The 23,649-nt window shown below is 47.6% G+C and carries 21 protein-coding genes; 12 read left to right on the plus strand and 9 right to left on the minus strand.

Annotation, left to right across the window (positions count from 1 at the left end; genetic code table 11):
* Positions 1 to 412: 412 nt before the first annotated feature.
* Complete coding sequence (gene tyrS, locus UXZ23_RS05515; protein ID WP_320819630.1) at positions 413 to 1,714, minus strand: tyrosine--tRNA ligase; 1,302 nt, start codon at positions 1,712 to 1,714, stop codon at positions 413 to 415.
* 149 nt (positions 1,715 to 1,863) lie between these two features.
* Here tyrS and UXZ23_RS05520 point away from each other — a divergent pair, with 149 nt between their 5' ends.
* Both UXZ23_RS05520 and UXZ23_RS05525 read left to right on the plus strand, forming a co-directional pair.
* Positions 1,864 to 3,141 carry an OapA family protein gene (locus UXZ23_RS05520; RefSeq protein ID WP_320819631.1) on the plus strand — a complete coding sequence of 426 codons (1,278 nt, stop codon included), beginning with the start codon at positions 1,864 to 1,866 and terminating at the stop codon, positions 3,139 to 3,141.
* Positions 3,141 to 4,217 (plus strand): anhydro-N-acetylmuramic acid kinase, encoded by a 1,077-nt coding sequence (locus UXZ23_RS05525; RefSeq protein WP_320819632.1) that lies wholly within the window; start codon positions 3,141 to 3,143, stop codon positions 4,215 to 4,217. The genes UXZ23_RS05520 and UXZ23_RS05525 overlap by 1 nt, the downstream gene beginning before the upstream one ends.
* Before the next feature lie 10 nt (positions 4,218 to 4,227).
* Here the strand turns inward: UXZ23_RS05525 and UXZ23_RS05530 are convergent, their stop codons facing one another.
* The 5 genes from UXZ23_RS05530 to argC are packed head-to-tail and all read right to left on the minus strand — an operon-like array spanning position 4,228 to position 7,386.
* The gene (locus tag UXZ23_RS05530) at positions 4,228 to 4,722 is read right to left on the minus strand and encodes a hypothetical protein (protein WP_320819633.1); all 495 of its coding nucleotides are present in this window, start codon (positions 4,720 to 4,722) and stop codon (positions 4,228 to 4,230) included.
* Between the two features lie 25 nt (positions 4,723 to 4,747).
* The gene (erpA, locus tag UXZ23_RS05535) at positions 4,748 to 5,095 is read right to left on the minus strand and encodes an iron-sulfur cluster insertion protein ErpA (RefSeq protein ID WP_320819634.1); all 348 of its coding nucleotides are present in this window, start codon (positions 5,093 to 5,095) and stop codon (positions 4,748 to 4,750) included.
* 50 nt (positions 5,096 to 5,145) lie between these two features.
* Entirely contained in the window at positions 5,146 to 5,574 is a 429-nt protein-coding gene (locus UXZ23_RS05540; protein WP_320819635.1) for a polymer-forming cytoskeletal protein, read from the minus strand.
* Positions 5,561 to 6,316, minus strand: coding sequence for a DUF6776 family protein (locus UXZ23_RS05545; RefSeq protein WP_225666371.1), 756 nt, complete (start codon positions 6,314 to 6,316; stop codon positions 5,561 to 5,563). The genes UXZ23_RS05540 and UXZ23_RS05545 overlap by 14 nt, the downstream gene beginning before the upstream one ends.
* Positions 6,317 to 6,351: 35 nt before the next feature.
* Entirely contained in the window at positions 6,352 to 7,386 is a 1,035-nt protein-coding gene (gene argC / locus UXZ23_RS05550) for an N-acetyl-gamma-glutamyl-phosphate reductase (protein WP_320819636.1), read from the minus strand.
* 111 nt (positions 7,387 to 7,497) lie between these two features.
* Here argC and UXZ23_RS05555 point away from each other — a divergent pair, with 111 nt between their 5' ends.
* The 5 genes from UXZ23_RS05555 to UXZ23_RS05575 all read left to right on the plus strand — a co-directional run bounded on the left by UXZ23_RS05555 (position 7,498) and on the right by UXZ23_RS05575 (position 13,200).
* Positions 7,498 to 9,237 (plus strand): chloride channel protein, encoded by a 1,740-nt coding sequence (locus tag UXZ23_RS05555; protein WP_320819637.1) that lies wholly within the window; start codon positions 7,498 to 7,500, stop codon positions 9,235 to 9,237.
* 15 nt (positions 9,238 to 9,252) lie between these two features.
* Positions 9,253 to 9,678 carry a protoporphyrinogen oxidase HemJ gene (gene hemJ / locus UXZ23_RS05560; RefSeq protein ID WP_320819638.1) on the plus strand — a complete coding sequence of 142 codons (426 nt, stop codon included), beginning with the start codon at positions 9,253 to 9,255 and terminating at the stop codon, positions 9,676 to 9,678.
* Between the two features lie 22 nt (positions 9,679 to 9,700).
* Positions 9,701 to 11,008, plus strand: a complete 1,308-nt coding sequence (gene hemL / locus UXZ23_RS05565; protein ID WP_320819639.1) for a glutamate-1-semialdehyde 2,1-aminomutase — start codon at positions 9,701 to 9,703, stop codon at positions 11,006 to 11,008.
* Positions 11,008 to 11,601, plus strand: coding sequence for a hypothetical protein (locus UXZ23_RS05570; RefSeq protein ID WP_320819640.1), 594 nt, complete (start codon positions 11,008 to 11,010; stop codon positions 11,599 to 11,601). Before hemL ends, UXZ23_RS05570 begins: the two co-directional genes overlap by 1 nt.
* A 108-nt stretch (positions 11,602 to 11,709) precedes the next feature.
* A complete protein-coding gene (locus UXZ23_RS05575; RefSeq protein ID WP_320819641.1) occupies positions 11,710 to 13,200 on the plus strand; it encodes a methyl-accepting chemotaxis protein in 1,491 nt (496 codons plus the stop codon).
* Between the two features lie 57 nt (positions 13,201 to 13,257).
* Here the strand turns inward: UXZ23_RS05575 and UXZ23_RS05580 are convergent, their stop codons facing one another.
* The 3 genes from UXZ23_RS05580 to UXZ23_RS05590 form a co-directional block, all read right to left on the minus strand.
* Positions 13,258 to 13,662 (minus strand): tetratricopeptide repeat protein, encoded by a 405-nt coding sequence (locus UXZ23_RS05580; protein ID WP_320819642.1) that lies wholly within the window; start codon positions 13,660 to 13,662, stop codon positions 13,258 to 13,260.
* The gene (mrcB, locus tag UXZ23_RS05585) at positions 13,641 to 16,106 is read right to left on the minus strand and encodes a penicillin-binding protein 1B (RefSeq protein WP_320819643.1); all 2,466 of its coding nucleotides are present in this window, start codon (positions 16,104 to 16,106) and stop codon (positions 13,641 to 13,643) included. The genes UXZ23_RS05580 and mrcB overlap by 22 nt, the downstream gene beginning before the upstream one ends.
* A gap of 130 nt (positions 16,107 to 16,236) precedes the next feature.
* Entirely contained in the window at positions 16,237 to 16,407 is a 171-nt protein-coding gene (locus UXZ23_RS05590) for a hypothetical protein (RefSeq protein WP_320819644.1), read from the minus strand.
* Here UXZ23_RS05590 and UXZ23_RS05595 point away from each other — a divergent pair.
* The 5 genes from UXZ23_RS05595 (at position 16,406) to glnE (ending at position 23,597) form a co-directional block, all read left to right on the plus strand.
* Complete coding sequence (locus UXZ23_RS05595) at positions 16,406 to 17,506, plus strand: extracellular solute-binding protein (RefSeq protein ID WP_320819645.1); 1,101 nt, start codon at positions 16,406 to 16,408, stop codon at positions 17,504 to 17,506. The genes UXZ23_RS05590 and UXZ23_RS05595 overlap by 2 nt on opposite strands.
* A 182-nt stretch (positions 17,507 to 17,688) precedes the next feature.
* Positions 17,689 to 18,822, plus strand: coding sequence for an ABC transporter ATP-binding protein (locus UXZ23_RS05600; protein WP_320819646.1), 1,134 nt, complete (start codon positions 17,689 to 17,691; stop codon positions 18,820 to 18,822).
* Complete coding sequence (locus UXZ23_RS05605) at positions 18,819 to 19,730, plus strand: ABC transporter permease subunit (RefSeq protein ID WP_320819647.1); 912 nt, start codon at positions 18,819 to 18,821, stop codon at positions 19,728 to 19,730. The genes UXZ23_RS05600 and UXZ23_RS05605 overlap by 4 nt, the downstream gene beginning before the upstream one ends.
* Positions 19,730 to 20,554, plus strand: coding sequence for an ABC transporter permease subunit (locus UXZ23_RS05610; protein WP_025264569.1), 825 nt, complete (start codon positions 19,730 to 19,732; stop codon positions 20,552 to 20,554). The genes UXZ23_RS05605 and UXZ23_RS05610 overlap by 1 nt, the downstream gene beginning before the upstream one ends.
* A gap of 130 nt (positions 20,555 to 20,684) precedes the next feature.
* Positions 20,685 to 23,597 (plus strand): bifunctional [glutamate--ammonia ligase]-adenylyl-L-tyrosine phosphorylase/[glutamate--ammonia-ligase] adenylyltransferase, encoded by a 2,913-nt coding sequence (gene glnE / locus UXZ23_RS05615; protein WP_320819648.1) that lies wholly within the window; start codon positions 20,685 to 20,687, stop codon positions 23,595 to 23,597.
* Positions 23,598 to 23,649: the final 52 nt, after the last annotated feature.

A 23,649-nucleotide genomic window follows, 5' to 3' on the forward strand; every position in this document is an offset into this window, starting at 1 on the left:
GTTTAAAGTGTTTCGATTGGAGGAATGTCCAATCTTAAATCTTGCTCAAGAATAAAACTGTCTTTGCTTCATAAATGAATTATCGACGAGTTCTTACTTGATGATCTTCTGTCTCCAGAACATCTCAGTAAGCACCCACACATAATTGTCTAAATACTTTGTTAAAGAACGACACTTCGTTTCTATCGAAGCGGGCTGCGCATTTTAAAGAAGTTCTTTTCAATGTCAACCGTTTTTCTTTCTGACCGTCAGACATTGTCTTCTTGTTCAGATCGGGGCGCATTATATGTTGCTAGAACTCAATGTCAACCCTTTGTTTTTCTTAAGTTTTCAAGGGTTTCAACACCGCTTGTCTGTCTCAAGAGGTGCGCATTATAGAGACTTCAAATGCGCCGTCAACAACTGTTTTTAATTATTTTGAAATTTCAAACAGGTGATACTTTTTCTTACCCAAGCGCACAATAAAGAATCGACCATACAGAGCTTTTTCCGCAGTAAAAATGTCTGCGCATTTCATATTGTCGTCAGCACCTTGTGCCCTACCGTTAACGAGAACGGCATTACGGCCAAGAGCATCTTTTACTTCTCGACCAGCTTTTACCATACCGCAATCAGTTAATAGCGTTGTCATCGGAATTGCATCCAGCCCTTCTAAGACCAGATAACCAGAAGGCAAGCCATCTAGTTTGATTTGCTCGAGTTCAACTTCACTAAGCTTAGTAACATCGCCAGAGAATAAAGCTTCAGTTATACGCTTTGCGGAGTTCAGTGCTTCATCACCATGAACTAAACGAGTGACCTCATCAGCCAATATTGGTTGTGCCGTTTTGCGCCCTTGTATTTCAGCATCCGATGCTTCAATTGCTTCGATGTCGGCAATTGGCAAAAAGGTGAAATAACGTAAAAACTTATAAGCGTCAGCATCTGCGGTATTCAGCCAAAACTGATAGAAAGCATATGGTGATGTTTTTGTCGCATCAAGCCAGATAGTACCGCTTTCCGTTTTGCCAAACTTTGTTCCGTCAGATTTAGTCACTAGAGGTAGTGTGATACCAAACGTTTGCTTGCTATACATGCGGCGAGCTAGATCGACACCACCAACAATATTGCCCCACTGGTCAGAACCACCAATTTGAATAGTACAATCGCGGCGCTCGGCCAGCTCAGCAAAGTCGTAAGATTGCAGCAACATGTAGGTAAACTCGGTAAAGGATATACCGGCACCTTCACGATCAATACGCTGCTTCACTGATTCTTTTTGAATCATATTATTTACAGAGAAGTGCTTACCGACATCACGTAGAAAATCGAGCACTGTCATTTGACCAACCCAATCGAGGTTGTTTACTACATCTGCACCTGATGCACTGTCATTAAAATCGATGAAGCGACTCACTTGTGCTTTTAATTTATCAACCCAGTTAGCAACGATGTCCGGCGTATTTAACTTGCGCTCTTGGGCCTTGAAGCTTGGATCACCAATCAAACCAGTAGCACCACCTACTAGTGCGATCGGCTTGTGGCCAGCTTGCTGAAAACGCTTCAGCGCCAATAAAGGTACTAGACTACCAATGTGTAAGCTGTCAGCCGTAGGATCAAAACCGCAATAGAGTGTGCGACAACCAGAATCAAGATGGCTTATTAGTTCCTCGTCCGCTGTCGCCTGATTCAGGAGACCACGGGCTTTGAGATCGGCAATTAATGTTGCAGTCATGGGGAGATTCTCATCGCTTTCGGTTGTCAGAGGGTGCTGAACATACCTGATCACGATTCAAAATCAAGTTCACCGAGTAAATTGCCGACGGATTGTTTACACTTGCCGGCTATATAGAAGAGAAGCTGAATAAGGACACCTGTTTCATCATGGCGTTGCAAGGCCCACTACAGTATTTTCCAGCCAGACATATTTTCGCTGCGGCGCTGGTTGTGTTTTTAGTAATTGTCGTCGCCGCATGGCCGACTCCCGAATCCAATATCACTCAGCAGAACTACGTTATTGAGCTGCCTGAGCCAAGTGAAGAGCCCATGCCGGATACTCCGCGGTTGGACTGGGAGGAGGACAAAGTTAAATCCGGTGATAGCTTGTCGGTGGTTTTTGGGCGACATAATTTAAGTGCTGTCGATGTTATTGATATTGCAGCTGCAGTCCCGCGTGAGGTCATTACTTTACGTCCAGGACAGATTCTTCATTGGGTCCGTACCGCAGATAACCACATCACTCACCTAGAAATAGATATCAGCCCTCTTGCGAAGCACAGTATTACTCGCGATGCAGAAGGCAAACTGCAGTATGAACTACTACAGCGCGATGCTGACTTCATTCCTCGTTTTGCCCATGCAGTAATAGATAATTCACTCTTTCTCGACGGTGGACGCGCTGGCATTCCTGATCAAGTCTTATATCAACTAGCCAACATCTTCGGCTGGGATATCGACTTTGCTTTAGACATTCGCAAAGGCGATACCATTAGTTTGGTCTATGAAGAGGTACAACTAGACGGCAACAAGATCAACGATGGCGATATTTTAATCGCGCGCTTTATAAATCAAGGCCGTGAACTTACCGCTGTTAGATACAAAGATGAAGAAGGCAATACTAACTACTACACACCCGAAGGGCTGAGCATGCGCAAGGCCTTTTTGCGCAACCCTATTGATTTTGCCCGCATAAGCTCTCGCTTCAATCTTAATCGTAAACACCCAGTGCTAAACACCATTCGTGCCCACAAAGGCACTGACTATGCAGCGCCAACGGGAACACCGATTAAAGCGGCTGGTGATGGTAAAGTTATTCACGCTGGGCGTAAGGGTGGATACGGTAACGTTGTGATCATTCAACACGGTCAGCGTTATAAAACCATTTACGCCCATTTAAGTAAGTTTGGCCGTAACGTGCGAGTTGGTCGCTATGTTAAACAAGGTCAAATTATCGGCTATGTTGGTATGACCGGCTTAGCGACCGGCCCTCACCTGCACTATGAATTTTTAGTCGATGGCGTCCACCGGGACTCGTTACGTATTCAGCTGCCAAAAGCAGATTCAATTGCTAATAACGATAAATCAGCCTTTGTAGAGCGATCAAAAACACTAATGGGCTGGCTGGATAATTTCCAAAGTAGTGATAAGAGCGGACCATTCTAATGGCTTTGTGTATTGGCTTAATGTCAGGAACAAGTGCCGATGGCATGGATGCATGCTTGGTAGACATTAGCGATGATAGCATCAAGCTTGTTGATGCCATATGTCTGAACTATCCCTACGACGTTACGCGTCGTTTGCGCGATATCGCGTTATCAGAGCATCTATTAGTTAACGACATCGCAACGCTTGATCAACAACTAGCTAGCTATGCCGTCAGTGCGGTGCAGGCACTGTTAAAAAAAGCCGATATTAAAGCCGAGGATGTCATGGTTATCGGTAGTCACGGCCACACTTTGCGCCATCAAGCTCAGCCAAATGGATTTAGCTGGCAACTAGGAAATCCTTCATACATTGCTGAGCATTGTCGAATTGATTGTGTTGCCGATTTTCGCCGTCGCGATATCGCAGCAGGCGGGCAAGGCGCTCCTCTCGTTCCAGCCTTTCATCAATTCGCATTAAGGCAGCTGGCTCCATGTGCCGTGGTCAATATCGGTGGTATTGCCAATATCACGGTTGTCGATGATGTTCTCATTGGTTTCGACACCGGCCCAGGAAATGCGCTTATGGATGAATGGTGCCTGCAAAACTGGAATACCGTCTGTGATCAAGGTGGCAATAAAGCAGCCAGCGGCCAGATCATTGAAGGTCTCTTAGAGCAATGGTTGGCGCATCCATACTTCTCAGCTCCCGCCCCAAAGAGTACCGGACGCGAGTTATTTAACTTAATGTCGCTTGGCGAACTCAGCAATTACTGCCCTGAAGATATTGCCGCCACGCTAACCGAGTTCACCGCTCGCTCCATTGCTTTAGCAGTCATTCATTTTGCGCAAAACTGCCGTCACGTAATGATTTGCGGTGGTGGGGTTCACAATGCCAACTTGATGCATCGCCTCTCGCTCGCAATGCCAACACACAAAATAGAAAGCACAAGCGAAATCGATATTGATCCTGATTGGATGGAAGCCATGGCATTTGCATGGCTAGGCTGGCGCACGATAAATGGTCTTTCAGGAAATATTCCGAGCGTTACTGGTGCCGCTGGTGAGCGAATTCTAGGAGGGATTTACAAGGCCTAAATTAGGCTTTTTAAAACAGGGCATAACCCGCTTTTTGTAGTCGTTCAACTTCAAACTCACCCGATACTACGCTATCAATGAAAGGCGGAAGGTCGGTCATTTCGATACCGCGGTCTCCAAGCCAACGAGAACAAACTTTGATATCGATGATATTGAAGGCTTCTAAGCGTGCCGCCATATCAACCAAAGACTTGTTATCTCGATAATTTGCTCGTTTGAACAGCTCAATTTCTTCACCGGTCAAAACTAAAGGAATCGGTTCTTGTGTGTTGTATTCGAGTTGGCCGCTAGCGATTTTTTCTGCGCGCTGCAATAAGTCGAACAGCTCTTCTGCATTATGGCGCTGGATAAACGCCTGATAACGCCCGGTTGCAGAAGTAACAGAAACCGCTGGTTCAATGTAAGGCTGCATTGCTTCTGCTTCAGCAATCACTGTTTGTGCAACACCCTCCGCCATTGAATACGAAGCAAGCAGCAAACCTATGGCCATAAAGGGATAACGCATACTTACTCCGTTCACTTAATTTTACTCAAACCGAAAATGATGACCCGCAACCACAAGTTGAGGTAGCACTTGGATTTTCGACGCTGAAACGCGAACCCTCTAAACCCTCTTTGTAGTCTAAAACTGAGCCGACCAAATACCCATAACTAAGAGAATCGATGACTACACGAACGCCTGACTTTGCAATCAAGGTATCGTCTTCAGCTCGATCATCATCAAAGGTAAAACCGTATTGAAAGCCCGAACAGCCGCCACCCGTAACGAATACTCGTAAACACAATTCCTCATCCGCCTCTTCTGCCAACAGATTACGTATTTTATCTTCGGCTGTTACAGTTAATTCGAATGGAATGGCTTGCTGTACGCTGTTCATGAGTCTCTCAACCGTAGGATGAAGAATGATTATCGGCTTTTCCGACTAAACTAGTCAACTTTAGCATCGTTGTCGGGCGCTGTCTTGTGAGCAGGCTGCGACTTAGCTGACGTAGATGCTTTGTCTTGAGAATGATGCAGTTGCCCATTTACTTGAGCTCCTAAGACCATTTCCATTGCTTGATAATACACATCACCTTTTACCCGAGCTTTTTTCGCCAGCTCGATATACTCCGAGGCATGAACATCACCGATCACCTCGCCATTGATAATAATATTTGGCGCTGTAATCTGGCCTTCAACCCGCCCCTTCTCACTCACTCGCACGGTAGCACCCGAGCCAGCTTCAGCAATTAAGTTACCTTTTACCAAGCCATCGATGTGTAATCCGCCGGTTAATATCACGTCACCATGGATCTCGGTCTTTGCTGAGATCAATGTGTCGTAGCGAACATCGCTCTTGTCTTTACTGCTGAACATGGGTTTCTCCTTGCATGAACCACTGCTGCGTTTCTTCGACGCGTTGAGGCTTATTACCACTGGATTGCAGAACTACTTGCATCTGCTCAGGCACAAAGCCATCGGGGAGCGTGAGTTCACCTTTTACTTCTTGGAAATAACGGAAACGGAACTTAATGCCGAGACCATCAATGGTGCTATCAACATCGCGCAATGGCAGTACTGTAGTTTTGCCATCTATTTGGCCAACAATATTGATTGCTGCCTGACCTTCAATGTGAGCGCTGTTGTCGACTACTTGCGTTAGCATAATGGCATAACGAAAACGCTGTGGTGATTCAGCGGCCTGAATATCAATTTTACTAACGCGCAAACCACGATCAGTAGAACCCGGCGCCATAATACCTTTATAGAAACCAACCTCTTGTTCTAACCGAGCAACATCAGCATTGAGTTCGCGGACCGTTTGGCGAAAACTTTCAGCCGCTTTGCGATCAACTTCACCACCCTTCTCTAGGACGCTAACGCGCTGACTAAGATTAAGAATGGTTTCTTCAGCCTGACTGAGATTGTGTTCTAGAAATTGCTTTTGCACCGATAGTTGTTGAATCTGAGAGCGGCTATCGTAATAGCCGCCCAGATATCCACCAGCACTAACAATTGCAATAAGAATTATTAAATACAGAATGCTGCGCAGTCTGTGTCCACGTCGTCGATGATCTATGACTAGATTATCCTGACGGCTGCCCTTTACTACGGACATACTTCTGCTCCTCGGGGTTCAGATCATCGGGAGGATCAGGGCATTAATGCGACCTGACGTAGGCCTGCATCTTCATCCAACCCGAACATAATATTCATGTTTTGTACGGCTTGACCGGAAGCGCCTTTCACTAAGTTATCGATCACCGACAAAATAATCAGTTGACCGGTGTCTTTGTGATAATGAATCGCTAAACGACAGGTATTGCTTCCCTTCACGCTGCGCGTTGCCGGATGGCTACCAGCAGGCATTACATCGACAAATGGTTCATCGGCATAACGAGCCTCGAACAGCGCTTGTAGATCCACTTCCAAGTTTGGAATCCGCGCATACAGTGTAGAATGAATTCCACGAATCATAGGTGTTAGATGTGGCACAAAGGTCAATTCAATGGCTTTGCCACCTGCTGCTCGCGACAACCCCTGCCGAATTTCTGGCAAGTGGCGGTGTCCAGCAACTGCGTAAGCGTTCATCGACTCACTACTTTCGCACAATAATGTTCCTACACTTGCGCCCCGCCCCGCCCCGCGTACCGCAGACTTACAATCGGCGATCAACATTTGAGGCTCTAACAGGCCTTTTTCCAGTAATGGAATAAAACCTAATTGCACCGATGTTGGATAACATCCCGGTACCGCAATTAAACGCGCCGTTTTAATTTGCTCACGATTCACTTCTGGCAGGCCATAAACCGCTTCTGGTAATAATTCACGCGCACCATGAGGCTGCTTGTACCATTTTTCCCATTCATCAGCATCGGCAATCCGGAAGTCAGCCGATAGGTCGATCACACGCGCACCGGCATTTAATACTTCTTCGGCTAAAGCATGAGCAACACCATGCGGAGTGGCGAAAAATACAACATCGCAATCGCCCAGTGTTTTCGCATCCGGCACGCTAAATTTAAGATCGGTATGACCGCGCAAGTTCGGAAACATTTCATCAACGCGCAAGCCATCTTCGCTACGTGAGGTAATCACCTCTAACGACACATCGGGATGGTTTACGAGAATTCTCAGTAACTCGACTCCGGTGTAACCGGTTCCGCCGACGATTCCGACTTTGATCACAAGATCACCTCACACGTTGATATTGGCTACAAATGCAGCAGTATTTTTGAAAGGTGCTTATAATAGCGGTTCTTACCCTCAGTTCACACCTCCACCAGCATAAGGACTCGCGTGAACCGACTACGGCAATATTGGCTGAACCTCATTTCCCTCTCCGATAACCAGATTGGTTTAGCAGGGCTAGCGCTGCTATCTGGGCTATTGAGCGGCGCCGTTATTACTTTGTTTCGCCTCGCGATCGAACTACCGTTAGTGTCATGGTTACCTATGACATCGCCGGAGGCTTACGAAACTTTACCCGTTAATTGGCGTATAGCTCTGCTACTTGGCGGTGGCGTATTACTGATCGCCCTCTTTTATTGTGTCAAACCGAATAAGCGGGGTGTTGGCGTCACACACGTTTTACAACACATGGAACGCCATCAAGGCTACTTACCCAGAAGCAATTTAATTCTGCAATGGGTGGCTGCGGTCATTGCCATTGTTAGCGGTCACAGCGTTGGCCGTGAAGGCCCCGCCATTCACATGGGCGCAGGTACGGCGAGTTTAATTGGTCAACGAGCGGGATTAGCTCACCACAGATTACGTATTCTAGCGGGCTGCGGTGTCGCGAGTGCCATTTCAGCTTCATTTAACACACCGATGGCTGGCGTAATTTTCGCCATGGAAGTAGTGTTGTTGGAGTACAGCATTCGCGGCTTTATTCCGATTATTTTGGCTTCGGTTACCGGTGCTATCGTTAGTCGCGCTGTTTTCGGCCATGAAACCGCGTTCAATGTTCCTGCACTCAATCTGCATTCTCTATGGGAAATTCCCTACATTCTGTTATTGGGACTGGCAGCTGGATTAGTGTCTACCGGTTTTATTTACGGTGTGAAGATTTTTCAGAAATTAAGCAACCTGCCGCTTTGGTTACGCTGGGGGAGTCTGACTCTGGCGACTGCCGGAATTAGTATTTATTTACCGGAAGTTTTAGGTATCGGTTATGACACAGTAAACGCGACCTTAGCTGGCGAGGTCGTAATCTCCACCGTACTACTTTTATTAGCTGCAAAATTACTTCTAGCCGCATGGGCTGCTGGTGTGGCATTTCCCGCAGGGATTATTGGCCCGACGCTATTTATCGGCGCGGCACTTGGCGGTCTAATGGGGCAATTATCAGCGTGGTGGTTCCCTGAATATCCAATTTCTGTTGGTTTCTATGCCATGCTCGGCATGGGAGCATTAATGGGAGCCGTACTTCGTGCGCCATTAGCGGCTTTGGTTGCCTTGCTCGAGCTTACCGCCAACCCAAATATCATCATGCCCGGTATGCTGGCGATCGTTATTGCTAGTTTAGTCGTTAATGAAGTTTTTCGTTTGCCATCAGTTTTTCATGTACAACTCGGCGGTAATCGTTTGTATCGAGCACCCGATCCTGTACAGCAAATGCTGCGTAACACTTGGGTAGTTGAAGCTATGCAGCAATCTGTGGTTAAGGTTGAACGTAAACTAGGCCGCGAAGCCGCTGGGTTTGTGCTGCAGCGAGACCCTGACTGGTTATTGCTGGCGGAAGAAGAATTATTGGTTCCACCAGCCGCTTTGGTCGAAGCCTTAACTGCGGATCCTGAGGCTGAATCCATTGATCTCGTCACTATTCCCGCAAAACGCCAAGCGGTAGGTCGGATTTCTTTAAAGGCGAATTTACAGGATGCCTTAGACCTAATGCAGTCAAGTCAATTACAATGGCTCGCGGTTTATCGCGATGAACGCTTCGGGCACTGCAGTGGCGTAGTATCGCGCGAAGACATCGACAATTATTACCACTACCGCCCAAAGCCAGCAGACGATGCGGCGAAGGCACCTATATAAGGCAGCAAATCACACATGCTCTGGGTTAAAGCCTTTCATATTATTGCGGTCATTACATGGTTTGCGGCGATTTTCTATTTGCCGCGCTTGTTTGTTTATCATGCAGCCGCTGAAGATACCATCTCGCGCGAGCGTTTCAAAATTATGGAGCGAAAGCTGTATCGCGGCATTATGACGCCGTCGATGATTGTTGTTTTAGCGTTGGGCGCTTGGCTCATCAGCTACAGCCCACGTTACTATTTTATCGAAAGTCATTGGATGCATGCCAAGCTCGCTTTGGTCGCCCTATTAATTGTGTATCATTTTTATTGCGGCCATCTGCTCACCATATTCCGTGATGATAAAAACCAACGCAGCCATGTGTTCTACCGTTGGTTCAACGAAATCCCCGTATTTATGCTGATTGCCATTGTTATTTTGGTCGTCGTTAAGCCGTTCTGAATTTACTGAAAAAGAGAGTGTTATGAGTTATTCCATCACCCAGTCAGAAGCCCTATTCGCCCAAGCACAGAAACATATTCCTGGCGGCGTTAACTCTCCAGTACGTGCCTTTAAAGGCGTAGGTGGCACACCTATCTTCTTCGATCACGCGAAAGGCGCTTATGTATTTGATGCTGACGGTAACCGCTACATTGATTATGTTGGCAGCTGGGGACCGATGATCTTGGGCCATAGCGCTGATGAAATTTTAGATGCCGTACGTGCACGCATGGACAAAGGCCTCAGCTTTGGTGCACCGACGGCTATCGAAATTGAGATGGCAGAAGAAGTCTGCAAATTGCTACCATCGATGGATATGGTACGCATGGTCAACTCAGGTACGGAAGCCACCATGAGTGCGATTCGTTTGGCACGTGGTTTTACTGGGCGCGACAAGTTGGTGAAATTTGAAGGTTGCTACCATGGCCACGCCGACTCACTGCTGGTAAAAGCCGGTTCAGGTATGCTGACGCTAGGCGTTCCCACTTCGCCGGGGGTTCCTGCGGCGGTGGCTGCCAATACCATCACTCTGGATTACAACAATCTCGATAGCGTCAAAGAATGCTTCGCGCAAATGGCGGATGAAATTGCCTGCGTGATTATCGAACCTGTCGCCGGCAACATGAATTGTATTCCACCAAGTAAGTCTTTTTTACAGGGCTTACGTGAGTTGTGCACGGTGCACGGCATCGTGCTGATTTTTGACGAAGTGATGAGTGGCTTCCGCGTTGCCTTAGGTGGCGCCCAATCCTACTACGACATCATTCCCGATATGACTTGCCTCGGCAAAGTGATCGGTGGCGGCTTACCGGTTGGTGCTTTTGGCGGCAAGCGTGAAATTATGGAATACCTAGCGCCACTTGGCCCGGTTTATCAGGCGGGTACGCTGTCCGGTAACCCATTGGCAATGGCAGCAGGTTTGGCCATGTTGCGCGCCATCCAAAAACCGGGCTTCTACGATCAGCTCACTGCGCGCGTGCAACAAATGCTGAATGGTTTTAAAGCGGTTGCCGATAAGCACGGCATTCCTTTTACTCATAACAGTGCGGGTTCTATGTTTGGTTTGTTCTTTACTGAACTCAATGAGGTGAACACCTTTAGAGACGTGGCCGATCACTGCGATGGCGCGCGCTTTAATGCCTTTTTCCATGGCATGTTAAAAGAAGGGGTGTACCTAGCCCCCTCATCATTTGAGGCAGGCTTTATGTCGATTGCTCACACCGAACAAGACATCGACGATACGATTGCCGCTGCGGATCGTGTAATGGCACAGCTTGTCGCTCATTCTTGATGAGCGCTGTTGTACTTCTGATTGCTAGCCTCGCACTTGCTTGGCTAGCTCGACCTCGCACAGGATGGAGCGGCGAACAGGCCGCTTTGTTTTGCTCAGCGCTTGTTGGCTCGTGCGCAAGCACTTGGGAGCTACTCACACTGGCAGTACCCGCGTTTAGCTCGACTGAAGCCACTTATTTATTAGCTTCGCTCTGCCAATACGCCGCATTTCCATTATTACTACTGGTCGCTGCGGTGCAAGGATTACAAAACACAAGCTATGTCGATGCCGAGTTACTGCGCTGGGATAGAGTGATTTGGGGGCGGATTTTACTCGTCATCTGCGTCATCTATGTCTTAATGCAACGTTCGCATAATTTAGTACTACTGGATAATGCCCTTCTTTTATTGGGGTGTTTCGCAGCCATTGCTTGGCTTATTGCAGCGTCGAAAGGCAACGCAAAACGAATCAATGTCGTGCCTGCACTAGTATGGATTGGTTTAATGGCTTTCTATTTCGCCAAAGTAATCCCCATGCAATGGCTTATTCCCCTAGGCTTTGCCAATACCTGCGTTATGATTTATTCAGGTTCCATATCATTACGTAAATAACTAGCACCTCTTTACTATTATCTCTAATGTAAATATCTATGAATGTTCTGCAGAGTAGAAATACGGAGCTAAACTCAAGTAAACGACTCCAACTTTTGTAGGTTCTTCATGAATGATCTTCGCCGCGACTTCTATATTGAGGCGGACGCTTTTTTTACAAAGCTAACCGCAGGCCTCTTACTTGTTTCAGTGCTACTCGCTAACTGGCATAACACTTGGATAGAAGTGTTTGTGGTTGGCTTACCGGCGTTCATCATTCCGTTAATCATTAGCAAGGCCATGCCAGGGCAGCGCATCAGCCGTGTTAGCTACGCCATTTCACTGATGATATTTTCGGCGTTGCAGATACATCAAGGCCATGGGCTAATAGAAATGCATTTCAGTATTTTTGCTTTACTCGCAGCGCTACTTTACTACCGCGATGTCATAGCAATATTAGCAGGCGCACTCACCATTGCGGTCCACCATTTACTGTTTAACTATTTACAAGAGAATGGCTCTCCTGTGTATGTTTTTGAATATCACACAGGGATCAATATCGTCTTGCTACACGCCGCATTCGTGGTAGTCGAGAGTGGTATTCTTATGTACCTTGCTCACAAAAGCTGGCATGAATTCGTACAAAATATGGAACTTGCTGGCTTAGGAGCGCATATATCACGTGATGATGTGGTTGATCTGGCTTACAAAATCGACAATCCTCAAAGCCAATTCGGTAAGGTATTTAACGTCTTCTTCGAAAATCTCCATACATTAGTACAAGAAGCCAATCGACTATCATTGCAAATTAGCGACGTTGGTAAGGATTTCAATGTATCGACTAAAACGATGGAAGAAGGCGCACGCCGCCAAAGTCATGAAACCGATATGATTGCCACAGCAACCACTCAAATGACTGCCTCAATGCGTGATATTAATACCCACTCAGGAGTCGCGGCAGAAGCCGCAGAAGAAGCCAACTCTGTGGCTGAAAAAAGCAGCATCGACATTCGTAAAGCTCGCGGCACGGTTGAACAATTGGCCAGTAATATTCAGAGGGCCAACGAAGTTATTCAAAATCTTGATAGTGAAAGTAACAATATTGGTTCGGTACTATCGGTTATTCAAGGCATTGCCGAGCAAACCAACTTATTGGCGTTGAACGCAGCGATTGAAGCAGCGCGCGCTGGTGAACAAGGTCGAGGCTTCGCTGTGGTAGCCGATGAAGTAAGAACACTGGCATCACGCACGCATGAGAGTACTGAAGAAATTCAACGCATGATTGAGCGCCTACAAAAAGGCTCAAAAGAAGCCGTTAATGCAATGGAAACCAGTCAAACTGGCGTTGAAAGCAGTGTTAGTCAAATCACTCAAATTGATGAACACATTACGGCGATGAAGGTATCGGTGGGCAATATGCACGGTATGAATGAACAAATCGCTCAAGCTATCAATGAACAGCACACTGCGGTTAGCGAAGTAAACTCAAACCTAGTTGTCATCCGCGAAGTCAGCGATGAAGCATTAACCCAAGCAACAGGATGCATGACTAAATCCGGCAAGCTATTGGCTATGTCTAATGATTTACGCGGCTTACTGTCACGCTTCCGCTTAGATTGATTGCGCAGTTGATTGCAAAGTAACACCACATAAAAATGGGCGCTGATGCGCCCATTTTTATTCGACTAACAACGCATCAATACGCTGCAAGAAGTTTGAATCGCCAGCAGCAAACACCTTTGCACGCTGCAATAACTGTTGTGCTCGGCGAGCATCGCCTACCTGTAAACACACCCAGGCTTGACGATAAAGCACGGCAGGATTGCGCGGCTGAATTTGCCGCGCTTGATCTAAATAGGTGAGTGCCGCAGACCACTGACCGAGCTGACGCGCTTGTTCTGCTTTTTGAAACAGCGATTCCACCGCCGGATGATTCTCACCCTCGGCTAATGAACCCAAGCGACCATTATCCCAAGTCGGCAATGAAGATACTGTCATTGGCATCTGCTCAGGCTTAACCATAGCACTACTGCAACCAGCTAATGCTGCCATCATTACCATTAAAATAACCAGTCGAGCCATGAGCGTTTTCCTTTTGATTCTTGCGCAGCAGCTTCACAGGGCTTGGCCGTGCTGTCCAGTCGTTCTGGCAAAAATGGATAAATTGAGCCGCGGCAGTTATCACCTAATAACACCCCGCGCTCATCCACTGCAGCATTCACGAGCCCTGACGCAGGCAATAATGGCTCAACGCCGACACGCTTAAACGTATCGCGCCAAATAGGTAATGCGGCACTACTGCCAGTAAAAGGCATTGGCTTATTATCATCACGGCCAACCCAGATCACACCTAAATGACGATTATCAAAACCCGCAAGCCAAGCATCTCGCTGATCATCACTCGTGCCAGTTTTAGCGGCTAAACGAATACCAAAACTCTCACCTAATGCCTTAGCGGTACCCCGTTCAGCAACTTGCTCTAGGCCATAACGCAACCATTGAATCATGTTCGGGTCATACGCTTGCTCTCCCTGAATTGCATAGGAAGACAGCGTCTCACCACTGGCAGTGGTAACAGCTTCGATAGTACGCAGCGGCATGACAAAACCTTGAGAGGCAATAGTTTGATACATGTGCGCTACCTCTAAAGGCGACATGGATATTGCACCCAACAAAAGCGATGGATACGGCGGCAGCGGTTGCTCTACACCAAGTTTTGCAAATTCTGCTACCACGTTTTGTAAGCCGACCTGCATGCCCAAACGCGCTGTCGCTTGGTTGTATGAGCGCGCCAGTGCATCAATCATAGGCACTTCGCCATGACTTTGATGATCGTAATTTTTCGGCTGCCATAACTGCTCACTAGGACCAGCCACCGTCACAGGACCATCGTCGAGCAAGGATCCCCAGTGATAACGACCCGACTCTAATGCCGCCAAGTACACCGCTGGCTTTGCTAACGAGCCAATGCTTCGTTGCGCAGCGATAGCACGATTGAAACCAAAAAACTCAGCCTTACGTGAACCCAGCAAAGCTCGAATTTCACCACCATCAACACTGGTAATCACGGCAGCAGTCTCTAATTGATCGCGCAGCTCTGGCTGGCGGCGTTCTAGTAGCGATAACTGATTAGCGGCAGCATCTTCTACTGCATGTTGAACCCAAGGATCTAAGGTGGTGAAGATATGCAAACCTTCGCTTTGCAAATCAGCCAACCGGTAATTGCGCTGCAACTGATCTTTCGCTAGTTCCAAAAATGCCGGATATTCCCGCTGACCCGCACGACGTGGCGAGGCAGTCTCTAAAGACTGACCTTGAGCCCGAATTCGTTCGGCGGTCGATATGATGCCATTTTCTTCCATTAGCCCTAGCACGAGATCTCTGCGCTCTTTCGCTCGTTCTGGATTACGACGCGGATTATAAAAAGAAGCCCCCTTTACTAGACCTACCAGCATGGCAATTTCGCTGGTTTGCAATTCATTTAACGGCTTACCAAAATAGAAACGCGACGCTAAACCAAAGCCGTGAATAGCACGACGACCCGCCTGGCCGAGATAAACTTCGTTAAGGTACGCCTGTAAAATTTCTTCTTTGCTGTAATGACGCTCCAATAATAGAGCCATCAGGGCTTCCTGAATTTTACGTTGCAAACTACGCTCGCTGGTTAAGAAAAAATTCTTAACCAATTGCTGCGTTAGGGTAGAGCCGCCCTGCACCATGCCGCCAGCCCGCATATTCGCCATCATCGCCCGCGCAATGCCGCGCGCAGATACGCCCCAATGATCAAAGTAGGCTTTATCTTCCGTAACAACCAAAGCGGCAACTAATTGCGCCGGAGCCTCACTTAACTTTATTAGCTCTCGATCTTCGTTGTGCGCAGGAAAGATGCCACCAATATACTGTGGCTCTAAACGAACCAAGGCAACGTCACCCTGCCCGTCTGTTAATTCTGTGATATGGCCATCATGAATACGAACAGTGAGACGGCGTGTTACTTCAGCGCCATCCCAAAATGGAAATGCTCTGCGGTAAATAAACCAACGTTCGCCACGCTCGTCATAACTACCGACCCGACTAGCACCACTTGAACGGATATAATCAGCCCACTGTAATTCCGCCCGCAATTGCTCCGCAGAAAGTGATTTACCCGGATAGAGCGTCAGCGGACGAGCATAAACCTTGGCCGGCAATGCCCATTTTTTACCATCAAACTCCGCTCGTACTTTGGCATCCAAATACACCAGCCAAATTCCAAACAGCAAAACCGCCGCGAGACTGCCCAAGACAAACAAGCGTCGCCAATGAGTGCTTTTCTTTGTTGGAGGAGGTGGTGGTGGCGTCCCCTGTGACTTTTTAGCCGTTGGCGCTGCAGCTTTTGTCGTCTTAGGCGCACTTTTACGCGTCACCGTGGCGGATTTCTTACCGTTAGAAGCAGACGCAGCTGCAGACTTTTGTGCCGTTGGCGAGCGACGTTTGGGTGCTTTTTTATCACTATCGGCACCACTATTGTTGTTTGGGGAGCTCATAAATTCAGGCGTTCAGCATTCACAAAAAGAGGGCGGAATCATAGCAAGTCCGGCAGGTAGGTTCTAATAACCATTGCGCTCAGCCACCAGCATTGTTTATCGTGACGATTAAATCAATTATCTGTATTTTTTATACGATATTGCGATCATCGCCACTAAAATGAGTAAAGCCGAGGTTAGTGACCTCGATTGCCTTTGGCATAAACACAAATTGCAGCTTGGATAGCTCGTAATCAACTAACAGAACTCGGATGTCCGAACGAAATCGGTCTCGAACCTTCTTTAACTGGAGTATACGCATGCTTAAGAACCTGTTTATCCGTGGACTGCTATCGGCAGCTGTTGTGACCGCGACTTCTGCGGTAAGTGCCGAAGAATCTCTCCATATTTATAACTGGTCTGACTATATTGCCGAAGACACAATCGCCAACTTCCAAGCAGCGACTGGAATTCAGGTGACATACGATGTTTATGACTCCAACGAAGTATTAGAAGCCAAGCTGTTAGCTGGACGCAGCGGCTACGATTTAGTATTTCCAACCGCACGTCCTTTTGCTGATCGTGCGATTCAAGCCAAGTTGTATCAACCAATCGATAAAGCTGCCCTGACTAACTATGGCAATCTCGATTCTGTGATTGTGAAATCATTAAGTGACATTGATGCTGGCAATCAATACCTAGTACCTTACATGTGGGGCACAACCGGTATCGCTTACAACGAGCCAAAAGTGAAAGCGATCCTTGGCGACGACATGCCATTGGATACATGGGCACTGGTGTTTGATCCAGCTATTGTTAGCAAATTATCAAGCTGTGGCGTTGCTCTTATGGACGACGCAACCGAAATCTTTGCAGCCGCCAACGCCTATATGGGGACGCCAACCGACGACTACAGCAAAAAAGCGATCGATGCCGCTGCTGCAACTGTCGCGGCTGTGCGTCCTAGTATCCGTTACTTCCACAGCTCACAAACTATCAACGATCTTGCTAACGGTGATATCTGTGTAGCACATGGTTACTCTGGCGATATGCTGCAAGCGCGTGATCGTGCAGCCGAAGCTGACAACGGTGTTGTCGTGCAATACATCGTACCAAAAGAAGGTGCCGTGGTATGGACGGACGTAATGGCTATTCCTGCGGATGCGCCAAACCCAGCAGCCGCCAACAAGTTCATCAATTACTTGTTAACACCTGAAGTGATTGCTCCGATCACTAACTACGTTGCTTACGCCAATGCGAACAAAGCAGCCACGCCGTTGGTTGATGAAGAAGTGCGTAACAACCCTGGTGTTTACCCTTCAGCAGCGACTCAAGAAAAGCTGCTAGTGCTGAAAACACCAAGTGACAAAGAAGCACGAAACATGACCCGCACTTGGACTCGTGTTAAAACCGGCAAATAAAACAGCCGAACGTGCTAACCGCTAGTGATTGAATCAATCACTAGCGGTTTAAAATTCATTCTGTCTATCCAAAGCCTCTCACTCCGAATGGATTGTGGAGGCTTTATTGCTATATGCGATAGATACAGTACGTTGTATTTTCAGACGTCTGCCACTGACGCGTCATTTAGAGCTTGAATCTCATGAATCAAACACGACCGACTTCATCTCAGCCTTGGGCCGCCCCAGAAGAGGAGCCGATTGTACGCATAGAAAAATTAACGAAAAAATTCGACGACACCTATGCAGTCGATGAGATCAGCTTGGATATTCACCGCGGTGAATTTTTCTCTCTATTGGGCGCATCGGGCTGCGGTAAAACTACCTTGCTGCGCATGCTGGCAGGATTTGAAACGCCGACCAGTGGCCGAATTATTATTGACGGCCAAGATATGACCAATGTGCCGCCCTATAAACGCCCGGTGAATATGATGTTCCAAAGTTATGCGTTATTTCCGCATATGAATATCGCGCAAAATATTGCCTACGGATTAAAACAAGAAGCCATCTCTTCTGCTGAGCGCCGTGAACGCGTCGCTGAAATGATGGCCTTAGTGCAAATTGAAAAACTCGCGACACGTAAACCGCACCAGCTTTCCGGTGGTCAGCGTCAGCGTGTTGCGCTTGCTCGCGCATTAGCCAAGCAGCCGAAGATTTTGTTACTCGACGAACCATTGGGCGCACTCGATAAAAAGCTACGCGAGCGCACTCAGTTTGAATTAGTAAACTTACAAGAACGCCTCGGTATTACTTTTATTATCGTAACCCACGATCAAGAAGAAGCCATGACGATGTCTTCGCGTATCGCGCTTTTGCATGATGGTCGCGTTGAGCAAGTTGATAATCCGCGTCGCATTTACGAATTCCCGGCTACTCGTTATGCCGCCAACTTCATTGGTTCGGTGAATTTATTTAACGGCCATGTGGTTGAACACGAAAATGATATGGTGGTAATTCACAGTGAAGAAGCCGGTGGTGATTTACGCGTTCATCATAGTCAGCCTCTGTCGATTGGTATGGCCGTCACCGTTGCTGTGCGCCCTGAAAAAGTGGCGGTAACTAACGAATACGAAAATGCGCCTAATAATATCCGCGGCATTATTCAAGAAATTGCCTACCTAGGTGACGTATCGATTTACCACGTTGATTTACCCAGTGGTAAACGCATTCAATTTACTCAGCCTAATGTGATGGCACTAGCGGAACAGCCTTTAACTTGGGGACAAGAAGTCTCGCTAAAATGGCATACCCATAGCTGTGGAGTGTTAACGCAATGATGATGTCGCTGCAACGCTGGCTTGGAGCCAATGGCCAGCGCTTAATTGTCGGTATTCCTTGGTTTTGGCTGGCGCTATTTTTTGTGCTGCCCTTTTTGTTTATTTTGAAAATCAGTTTATCCGAACCACAACTAGCGCAGCCACCTTATCAAGATTGGATTCGCGAATTTGAAGATGGCTTGCTGACGATCACTCTGAATTTCGGCAACTACCTACTATTGCTAGAAGACGATCTCTATTTTTCGGCGTTGATGGGGTCACTATCCATTGCCGCCGTATCAACCGTTATTTGTTTATTAATCGGTTACCCGATGGCCTATGCCATTGCGCTTTCTCCAAAACATTGGCGCATGCCACTGTTAATGCTAATTATTCTTCCCTTTTGGACGTCTTTTTTAATTCGGGTTTATGCGTGGATCGGCATCCTCAAAGATAATGGTTTATTAAATCAATTATTAATCGGGATCGGCCTAATTGATGAGCCGTTACACATGCTACACACCCCCATCGCAGTTTATGTTGGCGTGGTATATAGCTATCTACCCTTTTTGGTCTTACCTCTTTACGCCACATTAGTGCGCTTAGACAACACCTTACTAGAAGCTGCTGCCGACCTCGGCGCTCGCCCTTGGCGTCAGTTTTTAACCATTACCTTGCCGCAATCTATACCTGGGGTGATGGCGGGTTCTATGCTGGTATTTATTCCGGTGATGGGAGAGTTCGTCATTCCAGATTTACTCGGCGGCCCAGATACTTTAATGATCGGTAAACTCATGTGGACCGAGTTTTTTAGCAATAAAGACTGGCCGGTTGCCTCCTCGCTAGCGGCCATTCTGCTGTTAGTATTAATCATTCCATTTGTGGTGATGCGTCATTACGAACAAAGAGCGAACGAGGAGCAAGGCTGATGCGCGCATTATTCTCTCGTTACCCGCTGCTCATTATTTTATTGCTGTGCGGCTATGCTTTTTTGTATCTGCCAATTTTCAGCCTGATTATTTATTCGTTTAACGAAAGTCGACTGGTCACCGTATGGGGCGGGTTTAGCACTAAGTGGTATGGGGAGTTAGTTAACAACGCGCCCCTACTTAATGCTGCATGGTTGAGTATTAAAATAGCCGCGCTTAATGCCACCTTAGCCATAGTACTAGGGACATTTGCCGCACTTGCTATTGTGCGTATGCGCGGTACTCGAGGCCATAAGAGTTTAGGCATTATGGTAACGGCACCATTAGTAATGCCTGAAATTATTATCGGCTTATCCTTACTGCTACTGTTTGTCGCCTTGGAAGATCTAACGGGCTGGCCCGAAGGCCGTGGGCAGGTCACCATTTTAATTGCCCACGTCACTTTCTCGATGGCGTATGTCACTGTCATCGTACAAAGTCGACTGGCACATATGGATAGATCCATTGAAGAAGCCGCGATGGATTTAGGCGCACGCCCGTTAAAAGTATTTTTTACCATTACGCTGCCGATGATTGCCCCTGCTCTTGCTGCAGGCTGGCTGTTAGCGTTCACCCTGTCGATGGATGACTTAGTGATCGCCAGCTTTGTTTCTGGCCCTGGCGCAACCACTCTGCCAATGGTGGTGTACTCCAGCGTGCGCTTAGGTGTTAGCCCGCAGATTAATGCGTTAGCGACCATTATGATCGCCGTGGTAAGCCTTGCAGTATTGATTGCTGCCGTCATTATGTATCGACAAGAAGCCGCGGATCAAAAGCGTAAGTAATCCCGCTATCGCGTAGTGGTGGCTATCACATGTTAGCCACCACCTAAATTATTCAAACTTGGTATTCCACATTCCAAGATAGCGCCCCAGCAGCTAAAGTAATGGTCTAATCGTTTAAGGTAAGAAGACTATGCTGCCCGGCCCAATATCCGCCCATTGGCAACACATTCAAGCCACCATTGTCGATACTTACGCCCATCTTGGTTTTGATTGGCTCAATCTTTGGCAAAGCCTTGAACACGAACAACAGCAGCGCCTGCAAAAAGTCTTGTGTTTGAGCGACTATGTTGTCGATGCACTGCCCCATCAAGGTGAATACTTCGCTAACGCATTGCGTACCGATTCCCTGTCACAACCGTTGGGGCGAGGCGATATTCACCAGTGGCTAAATGAATTTTCCCAAGATGCAAAAACCGATGACGACTGGCATGCCGCGCTACGCCATCTGCGTCGCCGCGCTATGGTGCATATTATTTGGCGCGACCTACTGCGCTTAGGAAATACCTTAGATACCACCCGTGTACTATCTGAATTAGCCGATGAATGCGTCTGCCGCAGCCTCGATTTCTTAGCGACCGATTTGATTGCGCGTCATGGCAAGCCTTTGAGTAAAGAAAGCGGTGAAGAGCAACATTTGCTGGTGTTGGGTATGGGTAAGCTTGGTGCTTACGAATTAAATTTAAGCTCTGATATCGACCTTATTTTTACTTACCCCGACAGCGGCGATACCTCTGGCCCTAAGGTTATTAGTAACCAAGAATACTTCGTTAAGCTTGGACAAAAATTAATACAGGCGTTAGATAAACAGACAGTGGATGGCTTCGTCTTCCGCACCGACATGCGCCTACGCCCCTATGGGCAAAGCGGCCCACTTGTGATGAATTTCTCTTCGCTGGAAAATTACTACGAAAGCCAAGGTCGAGACTGGGAACGCTACGCCATGGTCAAAGCGCGCGTAATGAATGGCGAAACCAGCCCTGCGGCGAAAGAATTGCTCGGCATTCTGCGTCCATTTACTTATCGAGTATATGTTGATTACAGCGCGTTTGCGTCTTTGCGTTCGATGAAAGATATGATCAATGCGGAAGTGCGCCGCCGCGGCTTAGAAGATAACGTTAAGCTTGGCTCTGGTGGTATTCGCGAAGTCGAATTCATTGTGCAAGCCTTCCAATTAATTCGTGGAGGCCAAGACCGACTGCTGCAAACACGCGAATTATGCCACGTGCTCGATATCCTTGCCGCAGAAGGTTATCTCCCTATTGAAGCCTGTGAACAATTACGCAGTGCCTATTTATTTTTGCGTGACAGTGAGCACGCCATTCAGGCATTGGCTGACGAACAAACCCAACAGCTGCCACAAAATGAACTTGATCAGGCGCGTATTGCTTGGGGCATGAACTGCGACGATTGGCCAACCTACTTACAACAGCTATCGACACATCGACAAAATGTTAGCCATCACTTTGCGCAAATTGTCGCTAATGATGAGAATAATGGGCAAGACTCGTCGGCGCTCAATCATGCATGGCTAGATTTATGGCACGGTGAATTAACAGGCGCGGCTGCGGACACGTTTTTAGCCGAGCATCCCTGTGACAATGCTAAAGAAGTACAAGATAAGCTTTCGACCTTTCGTGAATCCCGTGCCGTACTCAATATGCAGCAAGTTGGGCGCGAGCGTTTAGAAGAATTAATGCCCCTACTGCTGCAGAAGTTATGGCTTCAAACGGCACCACTAACAACACTAGAGCGGTTAATTCCTTTATTGGAAGCGGTGCTACGTCGTACCGCTTATTTAGTGTTATTAAAAGAAAACCCACAGGCACTGAAGCAACTTGTGCGCTTATGTAATGCATCGAGCTGGGTAGCCGAATACATCACTCAAACCCCGCTGTTGTTAGATGAGTTACTCGACGTTACTAGCTTATATCGCTTGCCATCCGCGGCTGAACTACGCGAAGAACTCCACCTTCGCCTGTTGCGCATCGACCCTGATGATTTAGAACAGCAAATGGAGCAGCTCAGGCAATTTGTGCGCGCCCATAAATTACGTGCCGCCGCCTGCGAGGTAATGGAAGCGCTAACACTAATGCAGGTGAGTGATTATCTGACGTGGCTGGCCGAAGTCACGCTGACCACGGTTATGAATCTAGCGTGGCAACAAATGGTCGATAAATATGGCTACCCGACCGATGCCAATAATGACGCTGTTGCTGAACCTGAATTTCTTATCCTTGGCTACGGCAAGGTAGGTGGTCTCGAGATCAGTTATAGCTCCGATCTGGATTTAGTGTTTATTCACAATGGTATTGCTGGCAAAGCGACTAACGGCGAGCGCAGCTTAGATAACGGCGTATTTTATACCCGTATGGGCCAACGCATGGTGCACATTCTCACCGCGCAAACCCGCTCCGGCGATTTGTATGAAGTTGATCTAAGGCTACGTCCGTCGGGTAACTCCGGCATGATAGTAACGTCGCTTAAAGCCTTCAGCGAATACCAAGAAAAGCACGCATGGACATGGGAGCATCAAGCCTTAGTGCGAGCCCGAGTATTGTGCGGGCAAGCCGCGCTCGCAACAGCAACTAAAGCCGTGCGCGAAGGCATTTTATCAAGACCGCGTAATATCCCTGCCCTGCGCGAAGAAGTGCGAGCCATGCGACAAAAAATGAGGGATAATCTTGGCTCCAAAGATACGAGCGGCCAGCAATTTCACCTCAAACAAGACGCGGGGGGTATTGTTGACATCGAGTTTCTGGTTCAATACGGAGTACTGGCGTGGTCACACCAACACCCAGCGCTGTTGACTGTTACAGACAACATGCGTTTGTTGGATGCCTTCGCGCAAGTTGGCCTGATGAATCCAAAAGATCGTCAGACCCTGCAGGAAACCTACCTGTCCTACCGAGCCGAAACTCACCGGCGTGCATTACAGAAGCAATCCCTGTTACTGGACTATGACACCCAATCCAGACTGGGCTTTGATGTACGACGCAGCGATGTAATCCGACTGTGGAAACTCTGGTTAGAGGCTGATATCTAAAATCTGAGTCAGCTGGCCAACAACATTTTACGAATTTTGAGTGAGGTCCTTA

The organism is Thalassolituus sp., from assembly GCF_034111725.1.
Lineage (GTDB): Bacteria > Pseudomonadota > Gammaproteobacteria > Pseudomonadales > Oceanobacteraceae > Thalassolituus.